This is a genomic window from Aureibacillus halotolerans (assembly GCF_004363045.1).
In the GTDB taxonomy this organism is placed as follows: Bacteria; Bacillota; Bacilli; order Bacillales; family DSM-28697; genus Aureibacillus; species Aureibacillus halotolerans.
Genome location: NZ_SNYJ01000013.1, coordinates 42,231 through 64,765, shown reverse-complemented (window position 1 = coordinate 64,765; position 22,535 = coordinate 42,231). Strand labels below are relative to the sequence as shown.

Sequence of the window (22,535 nt, the reverse complement as noted above, 5' to 3'; positions counted from 1 at the left end):
GGTTACAATTTTGTTTATCAAGCAAGATTGATGCATAAATTCTAGCAAACGGTAGAAACAATAGATGCAAAAAAACAAGATTTTAAAACTACTCTTCGAAACGAGGTGAACCTGCTGCAACAGATGTTAGATGCTTGATGGCACAAGAGTTGCAAAAGACATGCGTCACATAGGAACGCATTGCTTTTCAGTGTGCCCATCGTCTTAATCTTCGGAAGCAGCAGAAGCGTAATGTCCGCTCCCACACTGCAAAGAAATGCCAAACTAACCGATTTTGAAAGCCCATTCAAAGCTCTGGCTGATCAAAAACGCCTTGAAGTATTGAAGCTCCTGACGAAGCATGGTGCCTCCTGTGTATGTGATTTAATGGAGTATATGGATATGCCGCAATCAAAGCTTTCCTACCATCTGAAAATATTATTGCGTGCAGGGTTTATCCAAAAGGAAAGCCGTGGAACATGGAGTTATTATACTGTACGTGAGGAACGTCTGCGTGAGCTTCTCTCAGAGGAAGTCGCCGAAAGCTTTCGCATCGCACAATGATAAAGTAGCTGTGTAGATAGTATATGCAGTTTGCTCTCAATTCAAGCATTTCTTTTCACCTTCCGTTTTGTTCAGGCAACACAAAGCGGCAAGTGAAAAGGAATGTTTTTCTTTGCTGTTCTTTGCACGTTAGCATCAAGAGAGCTATTCGATGAATTCGTAACGTCCTCGTCATCAAACAACTGTGCCTTGAGTAAAATGCGATCCACCGGAGGAATTGAAATGACTACAAAAGCTTGCTACTGTCTGAAATGGTGGGTATGCTATGGTCAAACAATCACAGGGGTGTCGTCATGAGTCAGAAACGTGTGTTAATAATAGAGGACGAAGAAAATATTGCCCGCGTATTAAAGCTGGAGCTTGACTATGAGGGGTACGAGGCAGACACCGCGCATACGGGATCTGAAGGCTTGGCCAAATACCGTGAACAGAGCTGGGATCTCGTCCTGTTAGATGTGATGCTACCGGAAATGAGCGGTACAGATATTTTACAGCGCATCCGTACAAAAGGGGATGAAACGCCAGTCATTATGCTTACCGCCCGAGATGCTGTATCAGATAAGGTAGCTGGGCTTGATCTTGGGGCAAACGATTATGTCACAAAGCCATTTCAAATAGAAGAGCTGCTCGCTCGCATTCGTGCTGTTTTGCGGTTAAATGGAAGCAGTAAGGATCCAGTGCAAAATGAAAACGAATGGAAGGTACAGGACCTTCAAGTCAACGCCAACACGAGAGAAGTGATAAGAGCAGGCAAATCCATTGAGCTGACACCGAGAGAGTTTGATCTGCTTGTGTACCTCATGGATCATCAGGGACAGGTGCTCACAAGAGAGCAGATTCTCGATCGGGTGTGGGGGTACGATTATTTCGGCGACACCAATGTCGTTGATGTGTATGTACGGTATGTTCGCAAAAAAGTCGACTATCCGTTTGAAAAGGCATTAATTCAAACTGTTCGGGGCGTAGGGTATGTGATTCGGCCATGAAAATGCGTTGGAAAATCTACCTGTTTTCAACGGTATGGTTAGTTGTTGTGATGCTCGTGGTGTGTTTATCAATTTACACCCTATTTGAAAATGAACTTACAGAGCGGGAAGAAGATCGTGTAGCACAGCAAACCGAGCAGGTTGCCGAAGCGCTACAAACGTCTAGCGGGACAGTCCCGCCACGTCAGCTTTTACCAGCTTATTTGCCTGCTGATGGGATGATTCGCGTGATTGAAGGAGAACAGGACGGCGGACCACTTGTTGTGACAAAGGATCGCACCATTGCCGATCTCCCCCTTTTGTATGCAACAGAACAACGAACGGTTATTCGTCGTTTAGAAGGTGAGACGTATTTGACGTCGACCTTCCCTATTCTTACGGACAGTGGTGCGATTGCAACGCTTGAAGTCACAGAAAATGTGAGCGACACATTTGCGCTGCTTGATATTTTGCGCCTCGTGCTCTGGATTGCCGGCTTTGCCGTGCTTGTGCCAAGTGTGATTGCTGGGAAGTTGCTCGGTGATTTAATTTTAAAACCGATTCATTCCTTTACGCGAACGATGGAAAACATTCAACACGAAGGGCAGTTCCAGCGGCTGCATCTAGAAGGCAAATCAAAGGATGAACTTTATCAGCTGGGGATCACCTTTAACCATATGATGACGATGTTGGAAGAAAATTATTACAAGCAGGAACAATTTGTATCGGATGCATCTCATGAGTTGAAAACCCCTTTAACCGCCATAGAGAGCTACGCAACATTGCTGAAACGATGGGGGATGAAGAAACCTGAAGTGCTTGAAGAAAGTGTTGATGCCATTTATGCAGAAGCATTGCGTATGCGCGAAATGACGCAGCAAATGCTGGAGTTGGCCAGCGACGGCAATCAGCGTTTGGATAAAGCGTCGTTTCAAGCAGCTGACCTTATTGAAGAGTCGATGAAAACGATGCGGAGGGCGTACGAACGCTCCATCGAGTGGCAGGCAACACCGCCTGAGGTGACTGTTCTAGCTGACGCAAGCAAACTAAAACAAGTGCTGTTTATCCTTTTGGATAACGCCATCAAATTTAGCGATACAAAGATAGAGGTTGCTTTGAGTGAAACGAACTCCCATTTAGGAATTGCCATTAATGATCACGGGGTTGGCATCCCCGACGAGGATATTGCCCACGTGTTTGAACGGTTTTATCGTGTGGACAAAGCGAGGAGCCGTAAAACAGGCGGCACAGGTCTGGGGCTTTCCATTGCCCAAAGAATTATTGCTGCACATGGTGGCCATATTGATGTGCAATCTACTCAAGGAGAAGGGACGACATTTACAATTTGGCTACCAACAGAGTAAGGCTCTCTCAGCAAATTCTCATCTTCCTGAGGTAAGCTATGGATAAGAAAGCAAGATGGAGTGATCAAATGAATAAAAAGTGGATCTGGCTCACGTTAGGCGTTATTGTGCTTGTTGGTGGGATTGGCATTCAGCAACTCATGGCCAGCAGGCAGCAGACATCCTTATCAGAGGCTGAGATTGTCGCAAGTGTGCAATCCTTTTACACAGGTGATATCATCGAGACCGAACGGATTGACGATACCTATGTCATTGTTCTTACAAATGATAAAGGCACCTACCAAATTCAAGTCAACGAAAATGATGGCAAGATCAAACGTATAAAGCAACTGGCAACAACCAAAGGAACGGAAACTGAAATGACCCAAGAAGAAGCAGAAGCAAAGGCTCTTACTGAAGCTGGTAGCGGGAATGTGGCACAAGCCAAATCGTTGTCTGTGGAAGGACAAGAGGCCTATGAAGTCACTGTAAAGCAGGAAAATAAAGAATTGGTGTACGTGATTTCACGGGCAAACGGCGATGTGATCGATCGGAAGCAGACTCAGCAGCAAGAGAACGATGCGGCACAGCCAACTTCGGAGGAAGCGCCGGCAACAGATAACGAACCAGCACCGGAAAAAGAACCAGTATCGGAAAAAGAGCCAACTCCAGAGAAAGAGCAAGCACCAAATTCTGGAGTGACGACGGCTATCTCAAAGGAGGAAGCAGAAGCACTAGCACTTAATGCTGCTGGGGGCGGTAAAATCGAAAGCGTCGAGCTTGACAATGATGAAGAAGATGGCATGGAATATGAAATTGAAATAGAAAATGGCGATCAAGAGATTGAAGTAATTATTCAAGCTCAATCTGGAGAAGTGCTTTCCGTTACATGGGACGATTAATTTTATGAGAGATCGAGACAAGGAAAAGTGTCTCGGTCTTTTTCAATTGTTCGCTTTTCGCCCAGGAGTCTCGCTAGTGACCGCTGGTTTTTAGAATGTTCCTTTTTGCACCTTCTGAATCGCTTGTACCACAACAGGTTTGCTTTGTGACAACACTTAATTGCTAGGAAAGGCAGATATAAAGGTTTAACACAGGCTTTAATTGTTGCGAAATGTACGAATGTTGCCCAAGTCAACCCCGACTTTTGGGTAAGGTCCGGATGTTTCTCATGAAATTCTCATTTTACTCTCCCTTCATTCTCATTTTCATTGGCTATAGTAACTGTAGAAGTTGAAACAATAAATAATCTAAAATTGGAGATGAATAAAAATGAACAAGAAAATCAGTATTGCACTTGCAGGAACATTAGCACTTGGTGGACTTGGATTTGGAAGCCATGCCTTGGCCAATGAAGCCAATCGGACGGTACAGCTTGAATTGGAAGACGATGTGACGAAACAAGAGGCAACAGATGCAAAGGTGTCTGTCGAGCAAGCAAAAGCGATCGCATTAAAAGAGGTAGATGGCACAGTTACTGAAATTGAACTGAATAAAACCAACGGAGAACTTGTTTATGAGGTTGAGGTTTCAGTCAATAACAACGATGACGAAGATGTGTATGTTCATGCGCAAAGCGGAGCAGTCGTCATTGATGGAGCGCCAGGTGTAACAAAGGGGTCTTTGGCTATCACTGCGGCTCAAGCTAAAGAAGCAGCTGTGAATGAGGCTGGTGGAAACGTAACAGATGTAGACGTAGAAGTAGAGAACGACCACGTGTATTACGAGGTTGAGGTGCAAACAAATAATGGTGAGCGCACGGTGTATGTGGATGGCACAAATGGCTCCATTATTGCCAATCATGCAGATGACGATGATGACGACGATCGTGAGAATCTAAATCCAGCGAACGCTAATGTAAAAATAAGCATGGAGCAAGCGGAAAAAATTGCTCTTCAACAAGCGTCGGGCACAATCGTAGAAGCGTCATTGGACGAAGATGATGGACGTTATGAGTATGAATTTGAAATTCAGACAAATTCAGGCGAAGCTGAAGTTACAATTGATGCCAACAGTGGGTCTGTGCTTGAAGTTGAGTTAGACGACTAAAATAAGCGTATATATCGAGTGGGAGAATCATCTTCGGATGGTCTCCTGCTTTTTTTTTGTAAAGAACACGAGTATTGGATCGTCCATTGTTCGAAGAGTGGTAAAAGGGCGACTTACTGTGGTAATGTAAAGCCAGCTAAAGCGCTGCATTTCTGAAGGAAAGAAGGGGTTCCGATGAGGCATTTGCTCATTGTTGATGATGATCCTGATATTGTTAATTTAATCGCAATCTATTTACAAAATGAAGGATATGAAGTGAGCAAGGCATACAACGGAGAGGAAGCACTCGCCCTTCTTAATGAGGTGAACATTGATCTGATTGTACTTGATGTAATGATGCCAAAGCTTGATGGAATAGAAGTGACCCGCCGTGTTCGCGAAAAACAAGACTTACCGATTCTAATGGTGAGCGCGAAAGCAGAGGATATGGACAAAATTATGGGCTTGATGACGGGCGCAGATGATTATATGATCAAGCCTTTTAATCCTTTGGAGCTCGTGGCACGTGTGAAATCGTTGCTTCGTCGATCATACACATTCAAGACATCGGCAGCACCGATAGAGGAAAAGAAAGAGGATGAAATCCAATGTGGGTCAATCCTTATTCATAAGGCTCGCCATCAAGTGACTGTGGAAGGAGAAGTGATCCCGTTGACCGCAAAAGAATTTGATATTTTGCATTTAATGGCGACGAATGCTGGGCGCGTGTACTCGGCAGAGGATCTTTTCGAGTATGTATGGAAAGAAACCTATTTTTCCTCCAATAACACCGTAATGGTGCACATTAGTAATTTGAGAGACAAACTGGAACGAAAGCTTGGGTATAAAATCATTCATACCATTTGGGGAGTGGGGTATAAGTTTGAAGCTTAGCATTGGACATCCGTTGCAATATCAACTTCTAATTATTATCGGCATTTCGGCCGTTATGTCTGTGATGACGACAATTGGTTTATATTTCTTTGCTGTAATCACTTATTCTGTGGGCATCCTGCCATCCTTTATTGAAGGGCTGATAATGTCAATTACCGAGCTTATGCTCATCATTGGGGCAGGAATATTGACGTTGCTGCTGTTTTCAATTTACATCCTTCTCCTTACGAGACGGTGGTTTCGAGGTCTTGAAAGGGCGATTTCTGGGGTTGAGCAAATTGCGAGAGGTGATTTTTCTGTTCAGCTGAAAACTTCAAAAAATGAAGAGCTGAGCAGAATGCAGTCCTCGATCAACGCCATTTCGGGGCGGTTGGAAAAAGCCATCGAAGAGGAAAGGACGGCTGTGCAGTCTAAAAATGAGCTTGTTTCAAATGTTTCCCATGACCTTAGGACACCACTAACGTCTATCATCGGATATCTTCGTGTTATTGATGAAAACCGCTATAAGGATGAGGTTGAGCTTCGCTACTATACGGACATCGCTTATCAAAAAGCCCATCGATTAAATCGAATGGTCAATGATTTGTTTGAATTTACACGTGTCAGTTTTGGTGGTCTCCGTGTTCATAAACGTCCGCTAGATCTTGGTGCGTTACTCGGGCAAATTGGCTCCGAATATGAAGCTTCATTAAAGGAACGAGGAGTGTCTGTCAATTTACAGCTTCCAGAAAAGCCGATCTATATTTCTGCAGATGGGGATACGCTCGTACGCGTGTTCGAAAACCTTCTTAGCAATGCTTCAAAGTACGGTTCAGATGGGAAACGTATTGATTTAGTGCTTTCAGAAGAGTCTAAAATGGCAGAAGTCGCTGTCGTCAATTATGGTGAACCTATTCCTGAAAATGATCTTCCACATTTGTTTGACCGTTTTTATCGTGTAGATAAATCACGTACAACGTCCAATGAAGGCTCTGGTCTTGGTTTGGCGATTTCAAAAAGCATATTGGATTTGCACAATGGGCACATCCATGTGACGAGCACGAAGGAGCGAACCGCATTCATTGTGCGCTTGCCACAGCTCCCTCGTAGTGGTCCGATTAAATCGTCATAATGGGCATTCCCTAGTTCATACACCCCGCCAATCCTTTTTTAGTAGACTGTGCATAATGACATCACGTAACACGCCGTCTTGTAAGATGTATTCTCGTAGAGTGCCCTCTTGTTGAAAGCTTAGCTTGTTAAGCAACCGTAGCGAGGCCTTGTTTTCCGGCATCACTGTTGCTCCGATACGAAGCAATGAGCCATGCTCAAATCCCCAGGAGATCATGGCCGATAATGCTTCTTTAGCGTAGCCGGCTCCCCAAAAAGCTGGGCTAAGTTCATACCCCATTTCAACGCGGCTGTTTCTGGACGACCATTCATGAAATCCCCCGGTGCCGATAAAAACAGCGTTGGCCTTTTTGACGATGGCCCACCGTATTCCCCAACCATAATAAAAGCTGTCCTCTAATGAGCGTATAAGATGGACAGCTTCTTCGAATGTCGTTACACGTTCCATTCCATACATCTTTGTGACGTCATAGTTGCTTAGAATTTGGTACATTGCGTTTGCGTCGCTTTCTTTTAAGGGACGGATCAGCAATCTCTCTGTCTCAAACGTCGGTATTTCCATAAGGCTCCCCACTTTATGATGATGTTTTAGCAATTGTATCATGTTCATGAACGTGATCGCTTTCTTCGTTCCCCTGAGTGCATAAAAAATCCCGTAAACCTGTTCAGGTTACGGGCCATTAAAAAGGGGGTGGTTCTCAGGTGATTGCAAGCATCATGCTGTTAATTTATGTTAGCATAGCAGTGTTCAAAACAAAATGTTTAGATTGTGATTTTACTGAAAATGAATCATTGGTCTGGTCGTAAACACCATTATTTCCATTAGAGTGGTAAGAAAGAACCAAACTTAGAAAGCTGATTCGTCTTGAAAACAGAGACGAAAGTCGTACACCGATCATAGACTAAGGAAATTCTTCCGATTGTAATTTGTTCTATAATAAGAGACGATACCTATGCACGGTTCGATAGACGATCATTGAACGCCCAGTGATTGGTTGGACCATTTCCATGACCAATCTGAAGGCTATCCTCAATGGCAGCTGAGATATAGGCTTTGGCAGTCTCCACAGAGGACTGCACCGATTTTCCTTTCGCTAATTCTGCTGTGATTGCTGCCGATAGCGTACAACCTGTTCCGTGCGTGTGCTTTGTCGCAATACGTGGGCTTGAAAACGTTTCAAACCCACCTTCGCTGTAGAGTACATCAACTGCATTTTCATCAGACATATGCCCCCCTTTTAACAGGCAAGCAAAGGCTCCACAATCATCAACAAGGTAACGGGCAGCTTTTTTCATATCATCTAAAGAAGAAATACGCATATTTGACATAATCTCTGCCTCAGGGATATTTGGTGTTGTCACATAGGTTAGTGGCAAGAGCATCGTAATTAAGCTTTGAACAGCTTCCTTTGAGAGAAGAGAATGCCCACTTTTGGCGACCATTACGGGATCCATGACATAACGGGAAACGCCATGTTGTTTTAGTATTTTTGCAGTGATTTCAATGGCAGGTACAATGGACAACATGCCTGTTTTGACAGCGTTTGGCGGTACATCTTCAAAGACGGCTTGAAGCTGATCCTCTATAAGTGCTGGATCAATATCGACAAAGGATCTTACGCCACAAGTGTTTTGGCTGACAACTGCCGTAATCGCACTTGTACCAAACACACGCAGCTCATGGAATGTTTTTAAATCTGCTTGAATGCCAGCACCTCCTGATGGGTCCGTGCCAGCAATCGTCAATGCAATAGGTATCGTCATGTTTATCCTCCAGAAAGCGAACTGCTGAGGAGTCACAAAAAACCATCCCGGAATAGAAACGACGGCATGGGTGCATTTGTATGCGTATCGGCCGATAGCTTCCCTCCGCTGGTGTTAACCAGATCAGGTTCAAAGGGTCAAAGCAGTGCTTTTCTCAGCTCACAACGAGCTCCCCTAGCAGTCCAACATTGTATTTTTCTCATCGTATCGTATTTAACTGGGGTTGTGAAGTTAAAAAACTGTCTTCATTCATACAACGTCTGTGTATGCGGCATTCTATTATTCTATATTGACAGAAAAAGAAAGGATGAAACCTGTGGATGATATAGCAGTTCGACCTCTTCAAACAGTGGATATCCCATTGATGTCAAAGTGGCTTCAGAACGAAGAATTATTGGAATTTTATGAAGGTCGTGACCGTCCTCATGATGAGTCAATGGTGAAACACCGGTTTTTTAGAAACGAAGCCCACGTCGAACGATTGATTATTGTGTATCGATATCGGCCGATCGGCTACTGTCAGGTATACGAAATTGATCAAGAAACGCAAGCGTGTTATGGCTATAATGATGAAGTGGCGACGTTCGGCATGGATCAATTTATTGGCGATCCATCCTATTGGAATCGAGGAATCGGACAAGAATTTAATGCCTTTATGATTGAACGCATGGCTCAACATGTCGCACGAAGTCGCTTTGTCGTTGATCCGCGAGAAAAAAATGAACGTGCGATCGCCTGTTACACGAAATGTGGATTTGAAAAAACACGACACCTCCCTCAGCATGAGCTGCACGAGGGAATTTGGGAGAATTGTTGGCTTATGGTGAGAGAAATTATGCCAGTACCTAAAGAAGCAGCCTGTGAGTGAATCATGGGCTGTTTTTTTGTTAACAAGAATGATACAACTTGGCAATTCAAACCTCTTTTTTGTACCTCCAATGAGTGGCATAATAAAAGAGGAATGTAAGTGGAGGGGACTGAAGGAGGATTTTCAATGACGTTAGAGATTGCTGATGTGACAAAGTCATTTGGGTCACATACAGCTGTAGACCACCTTAGCCTCACTATACCTAAAGGTCAAATATACGGCGTTCTAGGCGCGAATGGTGCAGGAAAGACAACAACATTTCGAATGATCATAGGGCTTATGAAGCCGACGTCGGGAAAGATTACGTATGACGGAATTCAATTAAATGAACGTTCGAGCGAACGAGTAGGGTATTTGCCAGAAGAGCGTGGGCTTTACCCAAAGCTTACTGTTGAGCAGCAACTTGTCTATCTCGGGCGTTTACGTGGCATGCGTAAGGCAGCTGTTCTAGAGGAAATGAATCAATGGCTAGACCGCTTTGGTATAGGCCATTATGCGAAGAAAAAGGTCGAGGAACTATCCAAGGGAAACCAGCAGAAAATCCAGTTCATCGCTTCTGTTTTGCATCGACTAGAGCTCGTCATTCTTGATGAACCGTTTAGTGGTCTAGACCCTGTGAACGTCGAGATGCTTAAAAAAGCAGTGCTTGATGTGAAAAACCAAGGGACAACGCTTTTGTTTTCGAGTCATCGGATGGAGCATGTTGAAGAGCTTTGTGAACATATTTGCATTATGCACCAGGGGCGAGCGGTTGCGTCTGGGGGCATTAAAGAGATTAAATCACAGCATCCAAAAAAATATGTCAGAATTGATGCCCCATACGCTCTCGATTTCCTTGAGCAAATGGAAGGCGTTGAAGAAGTAGATATTCATCCAAACGGGACAAGGGTTCGCATAGCTCAGGAAAATGTCGCCCATGACATTTTTCAGTGTTTGTCCGATCGTGGGTTCGTTCGAAAATTTGAGTTGGAAGAACCAACTCTTAACGACATATTTATTGAGAAGGTAGGTGCTGTGAATGAGTAAGTTTTGGACCATTGTTGGTCATACATTCACTAAGCACGCTATGACAAAGTCGTATATTATCACAACACTTATTACGATTTTATTGGTTCTGGCTGTGATGAACATTGACTCTTTCATTTCTTTGTTTGACGATGAGGCCGACTCTGAAGAAGTGACTATTGCAGTGGCCACCGACTCAGACCGCCTTTTTGGGGATGTGCAAAATGCTCTGAAGGACGTGGAGAACTCCATTATCCTTGAACACGTGAACACGTCCGATGATACGCTTCAAGCGGCAATTAAGGATGGGACATATGCAGGCGCACTCCGTCTATATTATGAAGGTGACGAGCCAGCCGCAACGTATTATCAGGAGCAGAACACATCAAATGAGACAACAACAAGCATTAAAGACGCTGTCCAACAGGTAAAAGAGGCTGGAGCTCTGGAGCAAGTGGGCTTAACTGCTGAAGATCTGATGGCGATTGAGCAACCAGTGATGTTTGATGTTATTGCTTTAAATGAAAGCAGCCAAACAGACCAAGAACGTACACAAGCCACATCGCTCGTCTACATTTTGCTATTTATTATCTATTTTACGGTGATTATGTACGGCAATATGATAGCGATGGAAGTTGCGACAGAGAAGTCGTCTCGAGTGATGGAAATCCTGATTTCGAGTGTGTCGCCAGTGACGCAAATGTTTGCAAAAATTGTGGGCGTCGCATTGCTTGGGTTGTTTCAGTTTGCATTGATCGGGCTTGTCTCAGGTGGGAGCATGCTGTTTAGAAACGATTCCGGCGAGTCCCAAGGAATGCTTGCGGATCTCGGACTTGCTCATCCACCGGTGGACACGCTGTTGTATTTGTTGCTGTTCTTTCTACTCGGGTATTTGTTTTACGCAACACTTGCAGCGATGCTAGGCTGCCTTGTTGCGCGGTTGGAAGAGGTTTCCCAAGCCGTTGGCCCAATCAATTATCTGTTGATCATTGCCTTTATCATTGCGGTGTTTGGCCTGCAAAACCCTGAATCCTCGCTTGTTGTTTGGGGGTCGTTCATTCCGCCGCTTGCACCGATTTTAATGTTTTTACGTACAGGCCTTGTGGAGGTGCCTTTGTGGGAAATTAGCCTCTCGGTTGGACTTCTCGTGGCTTCAATCATTGTGCTGGCATTGTTTGGGGCAAAGGTGTATCGTGGTGGCGTTATGATGTACGGTAGCCGAAACGGAGCTTTAAAAGATATTCGCAGGGCATTACGAATGGGTAAACAATAGGCGGACAGACAAGAAGGAAGGAGTCGGTAGCAATGACACACAGCGGAAAAAGAGGCTGGTTACTCGTCGTAAAGGTGCTTGCGTTTGGGATGGGAATTGTAAGTGCGGTAAGTATCTTAGGGATTCTCGGCTTTCTCATTTACGTACTGACAACGCAGCCTTAAGACGATTGGAAGATATAACTAAAGGATTTCTTCAAAACTCTTAAGGTTTTCTTAAGGGTTTTTTTGTAGGGCTTTTAGGTCTCTTGGCTATAGTGATTATAGAAGGTCTTAATGACATCTGCTAAATCCCCACGCAGGGCAGAGGGTTTGTGCAGAAAAAAACATTCAATGGGTCGCTTGGAATTACACCTAACCCATCATGACAAATGAACACGATACATTCTAAAATCATTATAGAGACGAAGGAGACCATCAAATGAAACGATCGACTTTTCCACACCAGACCAATGACACGACCATTGTCGCAAAGAGTGCTCTCGTAATAGACGAAAAAAGCGGACAAGTGCTCTACGAAAAAAAGAGTCAGATGCGTGTATTCCCGGCCAGCGCGACAAAGGTACTAACAGGACTTGCTGCCACGTCCCTTTGTAAATTAAACGAAAAAATCACCGTCGGGGAAGAGGTGCTTGCGGAAACGAAAGGAGAAAGTCTTGCAGGGCTCACCCCTGGAGATACCTATTTGTTTGCTGAGCTGCTCGCTGCGTTGATGATCCCTTCTGGAAACGATGCTGCTAGAGCGTTAGCAATGCATGTCGCACGTCGAGATCTACGCAAAGACATATCGTATGATGCAGGGATTCGTTATTTTACATGGGCAATGAACGAAGCTGCTTCAAGAGCGGGCGCGGTGTCCTCCCAATTCGTCAACCCACATGGACTGCACGATACCAGGCACTTTACGACCGCGCAGGACATGATGCAAATTACAAAGGAAGCACGAAAAAACCTTGTGCTATGCAATGTGGTACGTCGACCAGTGTGGACGTCTCCTCGTCTCCATTTCGTCAATCGAAATGAACTGATTCATCCGGAAAGCCCCTTTTTCTATCAAGGGGCAGAAGGATTTAAAACGGGCTATACAAAAAAAGCGGGTCGCTGCTTGATAAGTGCAGCGAGTCGAAACAATGAACAAATTCTGGCCGCGGCTTTCGGATCAAAGGACCATCACATTTGGTCAGATGCACATACACTTTTAAATATGGGATTTAAACGGACGAGCGCAAAAGCCGTTTAGCACGCAACAAAAAATCACAATGGGGCTGATCGTCTATTGTGATTTTTTTTTGTTGAAAGCTCAACTTTTGCAGCGCAAGGTCTTATTGAATCGATGGTGCACTACTGCCCTTCAGGGTGTAATGAAAACACGACCGCTTCGTCAAAACACTTCGCTGTCCGCGGGCACGGCTTCAGCTTCCTCGGAAAGCAAGCTTTCCAAGGGGATCTTCAGCTCGCGCTGTTCCCGCAGGAGTCTACGTATTTTGACTACGCTGACGTTTGTTGCTGCGTAATTTTTTTATAACGGAGAAAAAGGCGTTTTAAGGGGTTTTGCTTTTGCGAAGAAGACAAAAAAGCGTATTGATTCATGCGAAACTGTATCACCTGGTGCAGTATTGATGAAGCGGGAGACTTAAGTTTAGACAACTTTCAATGAGCAAAAATCACCTTCAATACTGGTTGTGCTTGAGTGGAGCAAGGTGAGATAGATTAATTGATCTCCTCAAAACAATGCCTCCTGTATTCAGTAAATATAAAGGTACCCATGCTCACAATCCTGTATTTTCAAAAAGAGCGCATTCAGGTAACTAAGCGGATCTCTATGCTTTAAATAGCTAAATGATTCCCTTTTTAATTCATGTCACATCATAAAATGAGTCCATTATTAAAAGCGGCCACTAGCGAGACTCCAGCGAGACCCCACAGTGCGCAACGCGCCGAGGAGGCTCGCAGTTCGCCCGTGGAAAGCGAGTGTATGGCAGCTTGTATAAAAAGCAACCACAACAATAAATTGATGGTTTACCCAGCTATACCATATCTCCCATTCAAGGAGCGAAAGTTGAGTTGGAGGCATTGCCAAGTTTAAAAAGCAGGTTGTAAAGGAGAAGAGACAATCGTATAATGAGAAAGATTGAGAAGAGTTATCAATTGTTTTCGAATAATGGATGAGGTGCTAAAACGATTGTTGCCTGCTCTATTGTATTGAAATAAAAAGACAACAGTGCCTGCACTGTCAAGCAGGATACAAAGTGTGGGGGAACATTATGCTAAGACGATTTTTTTCCTATTATCAACCTTATAAAGGACTATTTGCGCTCGATTTTTCATGTGCGGTGCTCGCTGGTTTGTTAGAGCTCATTTTTCCACTTGCCGTCAATTATTTTGTGGATACGCTGCTTCCGGGGCAGAATTGGTCATTGATTGCCGGTGCAAGCATCGCCTTGCTCGCTATTTACATGATCAATGCCGGTCTGCAATATATCGTCACCTATTGGGGACATCGGTTGGGCATTAACATTGAAACGGACATGCGTAAAAGTGTATTTGCTCATGTTCAAAAGCAGTCCTTCCGTTTTTTCGACAATACGAAAACGGGACAGCTGCTCGCGCGCATGACGAATGATTTGATGGACGTTGGAGAACTTGCCCATCATGGACCAGAAGATTTATTTATTGCTATTATGACATTGCTCGGCGCGTTTAGCGTAATGCTCTTTATCAACTGGAAGATGGCTTTAATTATTTTTGCGATCATTCCATTTCTCATTTTTATGGGGTTGTTTTTCCACAGAAGAATGACAACGGCCATGCATCAGCTCTTTAGCAATATCGCTGATTTTAATACACGAATTGAAGACAATGTTGGTGGGATGCGTGTCGTTCAGGCATTTGCTAATGAAGCAACAGAGCAAGCACAATTTGATGTGAACAACCGCAACTTTAGAAAAACCAAGTTGGTTTCTTATAAGATTATGGGCATGAACCTGTCCATTAGTTACTTGCTTATGCGAGTCGTTACGTTAATTTCATTGGTTTGTGGCGCATATTTCGTCATAATTGAAGAATTATCAAGTGGAGAATTTATTGCCTTTGTCCTGTTGACGAATGTCCTTTTCCGACCAATTGAAAAAATCAATGCGATTGTTGAAAGCTATCCAAAAGGCATTGCTGGTTTCAAACGCTTCTGTGAATTGTTGGACACAGAGCCGGACATTAAAGATGAACCGAATGCTGTGGACGTAGGCGCGCTTCATGGCGATATTCGTTATGAAAACGTCACGTTCGGGTATGAAGACTCAGCTACCATTTTGAATGGGATCGATCTCTCAATCCGCGCAGGAGAAACGGTGGCTTTTGTTGGCCCATCGGGGGCAGGGAAAACGACGTTGTGTAGCCTGCTGCCTCGATTTTATGAAGCGAATGAAGGGGCCATCCACATTGATGGAACGCCGATTAAACATATGACTTTAGCTTCGCTACGCAAAAATATTGGTGTCGTCGCACAGGACGTGTTCCTCTTTTCAGGAAGCATTCGAGAGAATATAGCTTATGGCAAGCTTGATGCTTCGGAGGAAGAAATCTGGGAGGCGGCTCGACATGCCCGATTGGAAGAGCTCATTCAGGCACAGCCCGATGGTCTAGACACCATTATCGGAGAGCGTGGCGTCAAGCTATCTGGAGGTCAAAAACAGCGTCTTTCCATTGCACGGATGTTTTTGAAAAACCCGCCCATCCTTATTTTGGATGAAGCGACCTCAGCACTCGATACAGAGACAGAATGGGCCATCCAACAGTCGTTGGCAGAGCTTTCAAAAGGACGAACGACTCTCGTCATCGCTCATAGGCTTGCAACGATTAAAAATGCCGACCGCATTGTCGTTCTAACAAAAGATGGGGTCGCCGAACAAGGCTCACATGAAGAGTTGATCGAACAAAAAGGGTTGTACAGCCGATTGCATTCTGCCCAGTTTGGGGTTATTCAGCACGAAGCGCTTGCTGGCAAGGTATAATATCTAAAAAAGCCACTGTTTTGATAAATCTAGTCTGGTGGATTTATCAAAAGGCTGCCTCCTACGTCATATCAATGACATTGGGGGCAGCCTTTTCTATTAATAGAAAAAGGAGCACAGCCCCTTCGAAAACTTGACTCACGTTGAAGCTCGTTTCCTTATAAACCGAACTGTGCGCCGAAATTTGATCATTCCATCAGCACTTATCCAATTTTTCGTTTTGATTTTGATTTGCTATGCCCCAATTACGCGTGATAAACTAAATGTTTATGAACTTCACAAACTGGGTATTTGAACAAGATATCTGTGTTTAAATAAGTTGACGGGGGACTGTTTTTTTGAAAACGATTTATTTTTCTGACATTGAATGGAATGAGGAAATGACACTGTCTGGGCCGCAAAGCCAACAGATTATCGCCATTGCCTACGATTCAAGACGAGTTGAGAACCATTCAATCTTTTTTTGCATGGTTGGGGAACATGCAGATGGACATCGTTTTATAGAGGATGCAATTCAAAAAGGAGCTTGTGCTGTGGTGGGTTCAGACGCCTCAGCTTTGAAGGAAGCGAGTGACCGCCACCCTACAATTAGCTTTATTTTCGCTAGTGAGACGAGGAGGGCACTCGCATGCTTCTCAGCTCATTACTATAACAGGGCAGACCAAAAACTAAAAACGGCAGCTGTAACAGGGACCAATGGAAAAACGACAGTGACGTCGTACATACGGTCGTTGCTGAATCACTTAGGTATGCCTACAGGTCAAATCGGCACTGCGGGCATTTGGGATGATCAAAGCCCTTTGCCGTTTAAACAAACGACGCCAACGACGCCAGAAGCACCTGATTTGCAGGCGATTTTCCAGCACTTACAGCATTCACATGTTAAAGCGGTGGCGATGGAAGCAACGTCGATAGCAATTGAACAAAATCGTTTAGCGGAAATGATTTTTGATGTAGGCATTTACACCAATTTATCACCTGAGCATCTTGAGTTTCATCCGACGATGGATCATTATCGCGAGGCAAAGCTCAAATTATTTAACCAGGTCAGACAAGCTGTCGTTAATATCGATGATGATGAACTATCACAAACGATTTTAACGCGTTTTAATGGTCCTGTGTTAACGTATGGCATGGACCGACCAGCGGACATCTCGGCGAAAGCCATTCAAGCGGATGATCAAGGCACTCGGTTTATCCTTACCGTTAGCCAAGAATCACATCCCGTACGCGCACCGATATTTGGTCGATACAATATGGCCAATCTGCTTGCGGCAATTGGGACATGCTTGTTGTTTGGACACAGCCTCCATGACATTATTTCTGTTCTCCCAAAGGTAGAAGGACCAGAAGGCCGCTTTCAAAAGGTTGAGACCTACCCGTCTCATCAAATTGTGCTCGATTACGCACATACGCCAGAAGCCTTGATCAATGTTTTAGAGGCAGCACGGCAGCTGACGTACAAGCGTTTAATTTTGTTAATAACTGGCATAGGTCTACGTGATCCGCAGAAGCGACCGAAAATGGCAAAAGCAGCTGAAGGGCACGCAGATGAAATAGTTGTGAGCGTTGACCACCCAGGCTATTTTGATCGAGACGTGATCGCTGATGATGTGCGTAGAGGCTTTACCAATCCATTCTCCCAGCATATTCATAAAACGATTTACCGCGAGGACGGCATTCACCATGCTCTTTCGTTAGCTGAAGAAGGGGATCTCGTATTAATTACAGGTCTTGGATTCGGAGGCTATCAAGTCATATGTGGTGAAAATGTGCCATACGACGAACTTGCTGTGATTCATTCATATTTTCAGAAGAAAGCTAGAGAACGCGTCTATGTGCGAGAACAAACGTCATAATAAAAACCGCCCATGCTCTTCGACAAGGTCGAGAAGTGCATGGGCGGATTTTTTAGTTTATAGAGCTTTTCAATCCCTGTGTTCGTTGATGTCTTTCAATGGCCAATTGGATGAGACGCTCAATAAGGTCAGGGTAAGAAACCCCGCTCACTTCCCACAGCTTCGGGTACATGCTAATGGCAGTAAACCCTGGAAGTGTATTGATTTCATTCACAAGCAGAGTGTCATCAGGCTGTAAGAAAAAGTCAACCCGTGAAAGCCCTTCGCACTGTAGTGCCTGAAACGCAGCAATGGCAGATTCCTGCACAGCTTTCGTTTGCTCTGGCGTCAAATCGGCAGGTGCGGCAAGTCCAGCGCCGTCCTCGTCGATGTATTTGGAGGCATACGAATAAAACTCACTTTGAGGCAAAATTTCGCCCGGCAAAGACGCTTCTGGTTCTTCGTTACCAAGAACAGCCACCTCAATTTCACGCCCAACAATCGCTTCTTCAATGATAATTTTGTGATCATACAGAAATGCTTCTTCAACGGCTTGAACAAATTCTTCCTCATTTTGCGCCTTGTTCACCCCAACCGACGACCCCATATTGGCAGGCTTAATAAAGACGGGAGTTCCCAAAGCAGCTTCAATGCTTGCAAAGGTAATTTGCTCTTTTTGATTGCTCGTAAAGCTAACCCCTTTCGCCGTTTGAATGCCGGCAGACGAGAGTAGCTTTTTGGCGATATCCTTATCCATGCAAATCGCAGAACTTAGCACATTTGGTCCAACATAAGGGACGTTGGCCAGTCTCAGCATCCCTTGAAGGCTGCCATCCTCACCAAGTGTTCCGTGAACAATCGGAAAGACAACATCAAGCTGATCCATTGGTGTTGATCCTGAGGTGGCGATAAACTGTCCAGAATCCTTCCCCGGGGAGATCGCAACACCTCGTTCGGAAGCGTTCAGCCGAATTAAGGCGGGGTTTTCCTCGTTGAGCAAAAAGGTGGATGCGTCATTCAATTGCCACTGTCCTTTTTTATCAATACCGATAAGAACAACCTCATACTTTGAGGGATCAATGGCCTCGACAATATTTTTAGCCGATTGAAGGGACACTTCATGCTCGGCAGATTTTCCTCCAAAGATAATACCTACTTTCAGTTTTGACAAAATTATCACTCCTTCCCTTCTATACTATTACTCTATTCGTACAAAAGGCAATCTTGTGTGGAGAAAAAATCTCCACTTTCTATTTTAAATAGCGCTGAACGGATGACGGTGTTGTTTGGTGTTGGCCGCGAAGGAGGTCCACAATTCCACCTGCAATGACACCATCCCAAAGATCGCATGAAACGAGCTCTGGAAACCCAACAGACAGCACGACGCCAAGCAACCCGAGTCCAACTGTAAAATAAAAGCGCACAAAAAAGCCTCCCTCATTCATGATAATCGCTAAAGGTAGCGTACCATGAGAGGGAAGGCGGCGAAAATAAAAAGACTGTTAGCGCTAGGCCTTTAACAGTCTTTTTGTCGCCATATGCACTTTTTTTAATGTGTTTGATTGCTGCTCTTGTCTCAGTTTTTCCTGTCGCTCAATGGCTGTTAAGACATCTTCGTATTGCTTTTGCGTGATGCGCTTTTCTGCATAGGCACGTTGTGCGGCAGTTCTTTGAGCAAACAAGGAAGAACGGTTACTCATTGGAAGCACTCCTTTATCCGTCATCGGTTCGCATTACATAGACTCGTACTCGTCATCAGAAGTATGGAGAGCTAGCATATACTCGCTTAAAATGACGTCCATCACACTGGCGTAAACTTCGCCAATTCGAATCGTATCCTCTGTCATATCGTGGCGACCGTCAATGGTCAATACTCCCCAATGTGTCATCGGAATAGAAACCATCGTCTTATATTTGCTTGAGGAGTGTGGATTGACCGCCCAGTCACTATGGTGTTTAACATTGTTGTCAAGCAGGGGTTCTCCTCGTCGAAAGCTTAATCCAGCGACAGATTTATCAATGTCTAACGTACGTGACTGGATTGAGGCGGTAGGGAAACCATGGCTGCCTTTAAACAAGACCAATCTTCTTGCATCAATGTCGGAAAGCCACAAGCCACAGCGGTGAGCGTCGCCTGCCTTGAATTTAATATCGGCGGCTAGTGATTCAACGATTCGTTGCAATAAAGCGTGGGCGGTCGTTTCAACATCCTCTATTGAATCATATTCACTTAAGCGCAATTGTTGCAGGTTTTTTAAATGGGACGACATATGATCAACGGTCGTGCGGAGTTGTTGGGTCGTCGCTTCGGCCTGCGTCGCTTGCTTTTGCATGTCGAGTAACTCCTCTTGAATACTAATGAGACGGTTTTCTCTGCCGAGCGCATCGGCAAATCGTTTTGCTCCAATGCCTGCCCACCACACGAGCAGTGCAACAAGAGCTACCATAAAAATTGAGGTAATATGAAACACCCAATCAGGGGAACGATTTAGCACTTCAATTAGGAATTTTTCCATTCGCAAAGTCGATCCACCTCCCATAGTAAAGTGTATAAGGTGAGCGAACAAAATATGGCAAGCAATCCAAAATAGGTCGAAAGAAGCAGAGGTGCTTCAAGGTGGCATTGGAACGGGACGGAAGTATGATATGATGAAAGCAGATTTCAATGTTATTGGTGGAGGTGTTGAGGGTGGTTCAAATCAAAGCGATTCATGAGGCTTATGAAGCTCTTCGGGGGGTTGTCCATGAAACGCCGCTGGACTTTTCCGACACGTTTAGTGAGCTTTCAGGAAGCAAAGTCTATTTAAAGCTTGAAAACTTGCAGAAGACAGGATCGTTTAAAATTCGCGGCTCCTACATAAAAATGAGTCGTCTTAGTGAAAAAGAGCGTAAAGCGGGTGTTGTGGCAGCGTCCGCAGGCAATCACGCGCAAGGCGTTGCATATGCTGGTCAATTGTTGGGCATTCCTTGTACGATTGTCATGCCGATCAACGCACCACTGAGCAAAATTGAAGCGACGAAGCGTTATGGTGCAACTGTCGTGCTTCAAGGAAATGGCTTTGATGAGGCCCTTGCTTACGCACAAAAGCTCCAGTTAGAAACAGGAGCTACATTTATTCACGCGTTTGATGATGAAGCCATTGTCACAGGACAAGGGACCCTCGGGCTAGAGGTTATCAAACAATTGCCTGAAGTGGATGCGGTCATTCTTCCGATTGGAGGGGGAGGCTTAATTGCAGGGGTTGGTATTGCGATTAAGGCATTAAAGCCGTCCGTCCAAATTATTGGGGTCGAGGCAAGTGCCTGCCCAAGCATGACCGAGTCCATTCGTCGTAAAGAACTGTATCAAGTCCCAACAATGGCGACGATGGCAGACGGAATTGCAGTAAAGCGCCCGGGAGAGCTGACATTTCGGTTAATACAAGATGTTGTTGACAACATTGTTTGTGTTGATGAAAAAGAGTTAGCAAGCACGATGCTACTTCTACTTGAACGAAACAAGCAACTTGTTGAAGGCTCTGGGGCAAGCTCAGTCGCTGCCTTGCTCGGGGATAAGCTTCCTTCGTTAAAAGGCAAAAACGTTGTCGCTGTGTTGAGTGGCGGCAATGTGGACGTCAACTTTATCTCGCGCATCATTGAGTATGGCATGGCGGAAGCTGGACGTTACTTCTCGTTTGCCACGATCGTTCCAGACAAGCCGGGTCAGCTCCAACAACTTCTTCGACGCGTGGCGGAGCTGGAAGCCAATGTGCTAAACGTCCATCACCAACGAGCAGGAACCAATGTATTTCCAGGGCAGACGAGCATTCATCTGTCGTTGGAAACGAGGGATAGAGCACATATCCAATCCATTGAAGAATCATTGCAAAACGAAGGCTACGTGTTACGGGAGAAAAGTGAAAGCATTTTTGATGATTAAATACATCTAATGACAAATAAGGGATGAAATGTACTTATGGAGCTTCGCCAAAATACTTCGCTTTCCGCGGGCACGGCTTCAGCTTCCTCGGAAAGCAAGCTTTCCTGCGGGATCTTCAGCTCGCGCTGTTCCCGCAGGAGTCTTCGTATTTTGACTACGCTTTTGCACAATGTTTATTTCATTATTCTTTTCCTTGTTCGGTTTCTCTGGTGAGTTTTTTATTTTGTCCCGATCTCAATCTTCGCTGAGATTGAAGAGCACGAAGCAATTTTCTTTTTTCATTTTCATATCCTGACAACAATTAAATCATAGTGTGCTGTGATGCGTGGAAATGGGCAAAACTCCTGAATTGCAAAAACCTATCAAATGGGGGAGTCGTATGACAACCATTACACTTGTTCGACATGGGCTATCAACTTGGAATGCAGAAGGTCGAGCACAAGGGCATTGTGATGCGCCATTACATTCCACTGGTAGGAAACAAGCGCGTTGCGTTGCGAAACGTTTGGTCGAAACGCCTTGGAATGCGTTCTATTCCAGCGACCTGCCAAGAGCAAAAGAAACGGCTGAAATTATTGTTAAAGAATTCGGGCAGCATACGATTTCCGAAGACGCTCGTCTTCGAGAAGTAGACTGTGGGGAATTAATCGGTTTGACCTTAGAGGAAAGAATCGAACGATGGGGAGACAATTGGCGTTCATTGGCTTTAGGTAGAGAGTCTTCTGAGGATGCAGGAAATCGTGGCGTGGAGGCAATTGAAATGATCCGAGCCAGGCATCCAGGAGAACAAATTCTGGTTGTCTCACACGGAGCCGTTCTCAGGCATACCCTTCAACGCCTAGTTGAGGGTCTTTTTCTCGCTACGCCTTTAGGCAATACATCGCTAACGACCATCCACCATGATGGTCACAAGTGGTCCTGTACGTTAATGGATTGTACGGTCCACCTAAATGAACCAAATGAAATGAGGTAAACC

General features: G+C 44.8%; 22 protein-coding genes and 1 riboswitch. Of the genes, 16 read left to right on the top strand and 6 right to left on the bottom strand.

From position 1 onward, the window contains the following. Positions 1 to 231 precede the first annotated feature (231 nt). The 7 genes from EV213_RS14510 (at position 232) to EV213_RS14480 (ending at position 6,884) form a co-directional block, all read left to right on the top strand. Positions 232 to 543: an ArsR/SmtB family transcription factor gene (locus tag EV213_RS14510; protein WP_133581274.1), complete on the top strand. Its 312-nt coding sequence runs from the start codon at positions 232 to 234 to the stop codon at positions 541 to 543. A 293-nt stretch (positions 544 to 836) separates the two neighbouring features. After that, complete coding sequence (locus EV213_RS14505; RefSeq protein WP_133581273.1) at positions 837 to 1,529, top strand: response regulator transcription factor; 693 nt, start codon at positions 837 to 839, stop codon at positions 1,527 to 1,529. Continuing rightward, complete coding sequence (locus EV213_RS14500; RefSeq protein ID WP_133581272.1) at positions 1,526 to 2,872, top strand: sensor histidine kinase; 1,347 nt, start codon at positions 1,526 to 1,528, stop codon at positions 2,870 to 2,872. The genes EV213_RS14505 and EV213_RS14500 overlap by 4 nt, the downstream gene beginning before the upstream one ends. Before the next feature lie 68 nt (positions 2,873 to 2,940). Next, the gene (locus EV213_RS14495; protein WP_166639333.1) at positions 2,941 to 3,753 is read left to right on the top strand and encodes a PepSY domain-containing protein; all 813 of its coding nucleotides are present in this window, start codon (positions 2,941 to 2,943) and stop codon (positions 3,751 to 3,753) included. A gap of 370 nt (positions 3,754 to 4,123) precedes the next feature. Further along, the gene (locus EV213_RS14490; RefSeq protein WP_133581270.1) at positions 4,124 to 4,900 is read left to right on the top strand and encodes a PepSY domain-containing protein; all 777 of its coding nucleotides are present in this window, start codon (positions 4,124 to 4,126) and stop codon (positions 4,898 to 4,900) included. Between the two features lie 174 nt (positions 4,901 to 5,074). Beyond that, a complete protein-coding gene (locus EV213_RS14485; protein WP_133581269.1) occupies positions 5,075 to 5,773 on the top strand; it encodes a response regulator transcription factor in 699 nt (232 codons plus the stop codon). Next, positions 5,763 to 6,884: a sensor histidine kinase gene (locus EV213_RS14480; protein WP_133581268.1), complete on the top strand. Its 1,122-nt coding sequence runs from the start codon at positions 5,763 to 5,765 to the stop codon at positions 6,882 to 6,884. Before EV213_RS14485 ends, EV213_RS14480 begins: the two co-directional genes overlap by 11 nt. 15 nt (positions 6,885 to 6,899) lie before the next feature. Here EV213_RS14480 and EV213_RS14475 read toward each other — a convergent pair whose 3' ends face one another. Together EV213_RS14475 and thiD are read right to left on the bottom strand one after the other, a co-directional pair. Further along, on the bottom strand, positions 6,900 to 7,445 hold the full coding sequence (locus tag EV213_RS14475) for a GNAT family N-acetyltransferase (protein ID WP_166639332.1): 546 nt from the start codon (positions 7,443 to 7,445) through the stop codon (positions 6,900 to 6,902). A 389-nt stretch (positions 7,446 to 7,834) separates the two neighbouring features. Then, positions 7,835 to 8,647, bottom strand: coding sequence for a bifunctional hydroxymethylpyrimidine kinase/phosphomethylpyrimidine kinase (gene thiD / locus EV213_RS14470; protein WP_133581266.1), 813 nt, complete (start codon positions 8,645 to 8,647; stop codon positions 7,835 to 7,837). 83 nt (positions 8,648 to 8,730) lie between these two features. Then, a riboswitch (TPP riboswitch) is annotated at positions 8,731 to 8,833 on the bottom strand. A gap of 130 nt (positions 8,834 to 8,963) precedes the next feature. On the opposite strand from thiD, the gene EV213_RS14465 reads away from it, so the two are divergent. The 7 genes from EV213_RS14465 to EV213_RS14440 all read left to right on the top strand — a co-directional run bounded on the left by EV213_RS14465 (position 8,964) and on the right by EV213_RS14440 (position 17,661). Further along, positions 8,964 to 9,515, top strand: coding sequence for a GNAT family N-acetyltransferase (locus EV213_RS14465; RefSeq protein ID WP_166639331.1), 552 nt, complete (start codon positions 8,964 to 8,966; stop codon positions 9,513 to 9,515). Between the two features lie 126 nt (positions 9,516 to 9,641). Next, on the top strand, positions 9,642 to 10,541 hold the full coding sequence (locus EV213_RS14460; RefSeq protein WP_133581264.1) for an ABC transporter ATP-binding protein: 900 nt from the start codon (positions 9,642 to 9,644) through the stop codon (positions 10,539 to 10,541). Beyond that, positions 10,534 to 11,793, top strand: a complete 1,260-nt coding sequence (locus EV213_RS14455; RefSeq protein ID WP_133581263.1) for an ABC transporter permease — start codon at positions 10,534 to 10,536, stop codon at positions 11,791 to 11,793. Before EV213_RS14460 ends, EV213_RS14455 begins: the two co-directional genes overlap by 8 nt. 32 nt (positions 11,794 to 11,825) lie before the next feature. Continuing rightward, positions 11,826 to 11,957 (top strand): hypothetical protein, encoded by a 132-nt coding sequence (locus tag EV213_RS21220; RefSeq protein WP_279512766.1) that lies wholly within the window; start codon positions 11,826 to 11,828, stop codon positions 11,955 to 11,957. 256 nt (positions 11,958 to 12,213) lie between these two features. Beyond that, complete coding sequence (locus EV213_RS14450) at positions 12,214 to 13,032, top strand: D-alanyl-D-alanine carboxypeptidase family protein (protein WP_133581262.1); 819 nt, start codon at positions 12,214 to 12,216, stop codon at positions 13,030 to 13,032. Positions 13,033 to 14,056: 1,024 nt separating this feature from the next. Continuing rightward, complete coding sequence (locus EV213_RS14445) at positions 14,057 to 15,802, top strand: ABC transporter ATP-binding protein (protein ID WP_133581261.1); 1,746 nt, start codon at positions 14,057 to 14,059, stop codon at positions 15,800 to 15,802. A 338-nt stretch (positions 15,803 to 16,140) separates the two neighbouring features. Then, on the top strand, positions 16,141 to 17,661 hold the full coding sequence (locus tag EV213_RS14440; protein WP_243740180.1) for a UDP-N-acetylmuramoyl-L-alanyl-D-glutamate--2,6-diaminopimelate ligase: 1,521 nt from the start codon (positions 16,141 to 16,143) through the stop codon (positions 17,659 to 17,661). Positions 17,662 to 17,713: 52 nt separating this feature from the next. Here EV213_RS14440 and ddlA read toward each other — a convergent pair whose 3' ends face one another. The 4 genes from ddlA to EV213_RS14425 form a co-directional block, all read right to left on the bottom strand. After that, complete coding sequence (gene ddlA, locus EV213_RS14435; RefSeq protein ID WP_133581260.1) at positions 17,714 to 18,811, bottom strand: D-alanine--D-alanine ligase; 1,098 nt, start codon at positions 18,809 to 18,811, stop codon at positions 17,714 to 17,716. 79 nt (positions 18,812 to 18,890) lie between these two features. Beyond that, the gene (locus EV213_RS20810; RefSeq protein WP_166639330.1) at positions 18,891 to 19,064 is read right to left on the bottom strand and encodes a hypothetical protein; all 174 of its coding nucleotides are present in this window, start codon (positions 19,062 to 19,064) and stop codon (positions 18,891 to 18,893) included. A gap of 84 nt (positions 19,065 to 19,148) precedes the next feature. After that, positions 19,149 to 19,340 carry a hypothetical protein gene (locus tag EV213_RS14430; RefSeq protein ID WP_133581259.1) on the bottom strand — a complete coding sequence of 64 codons (192 nt, stop codon included), beginning with the start codon at positions 19,338 to 19,340 and terminating at the stop codon, positions 19,149 to 19,151. 33 nt (positions 19,341 to 19,373) lie between these two features. Further along, on the bottom strand, positions 19,374 to 20,156 hold the full coding sequence (locus EV213_RS14425) for a GAF domain-containing protein (protein ID WP_166639329.1): 783 nt from the start codon (positions 20,154 to 20,156) through the stop codon (positions 19,374 to 19,376). Positions 20,157 to 20,329: 173 nt separating this feature from the next. On the opposite strand from EV213_RS14425, the gene ilvA reads away from it, so the two are divergent. Beyond that, complete coding sequence (gene ilvA, locus EV213_RS14420) at positions 20,330 to 21,559, top strand: threonine ammonia-lyase (RefSeq protein ID WP_243740179.1); 1,230 nt, start codon at positions 20,330 to 20,332, stop codon at positions 21,557 to 21,559. 379 nt (positions 21,560 to 21,938) lie between these two features. Continuing rightward, positions 21,939 to 22,532 carry a histidine phosphatase family protein gene (locus EV213_RS14415; RefSeq protein ID WP_133581256.1) on the top strand — a complete coding sequence of 198 codons (594 nt, stop codon included), beginning with the start codon at positions 21,939 to 21,941 and terminating at the stop codon, positions 22,530 to 22,532. Positions 22,533 to 22,535 lie beyond the last annotated feature (3 nt).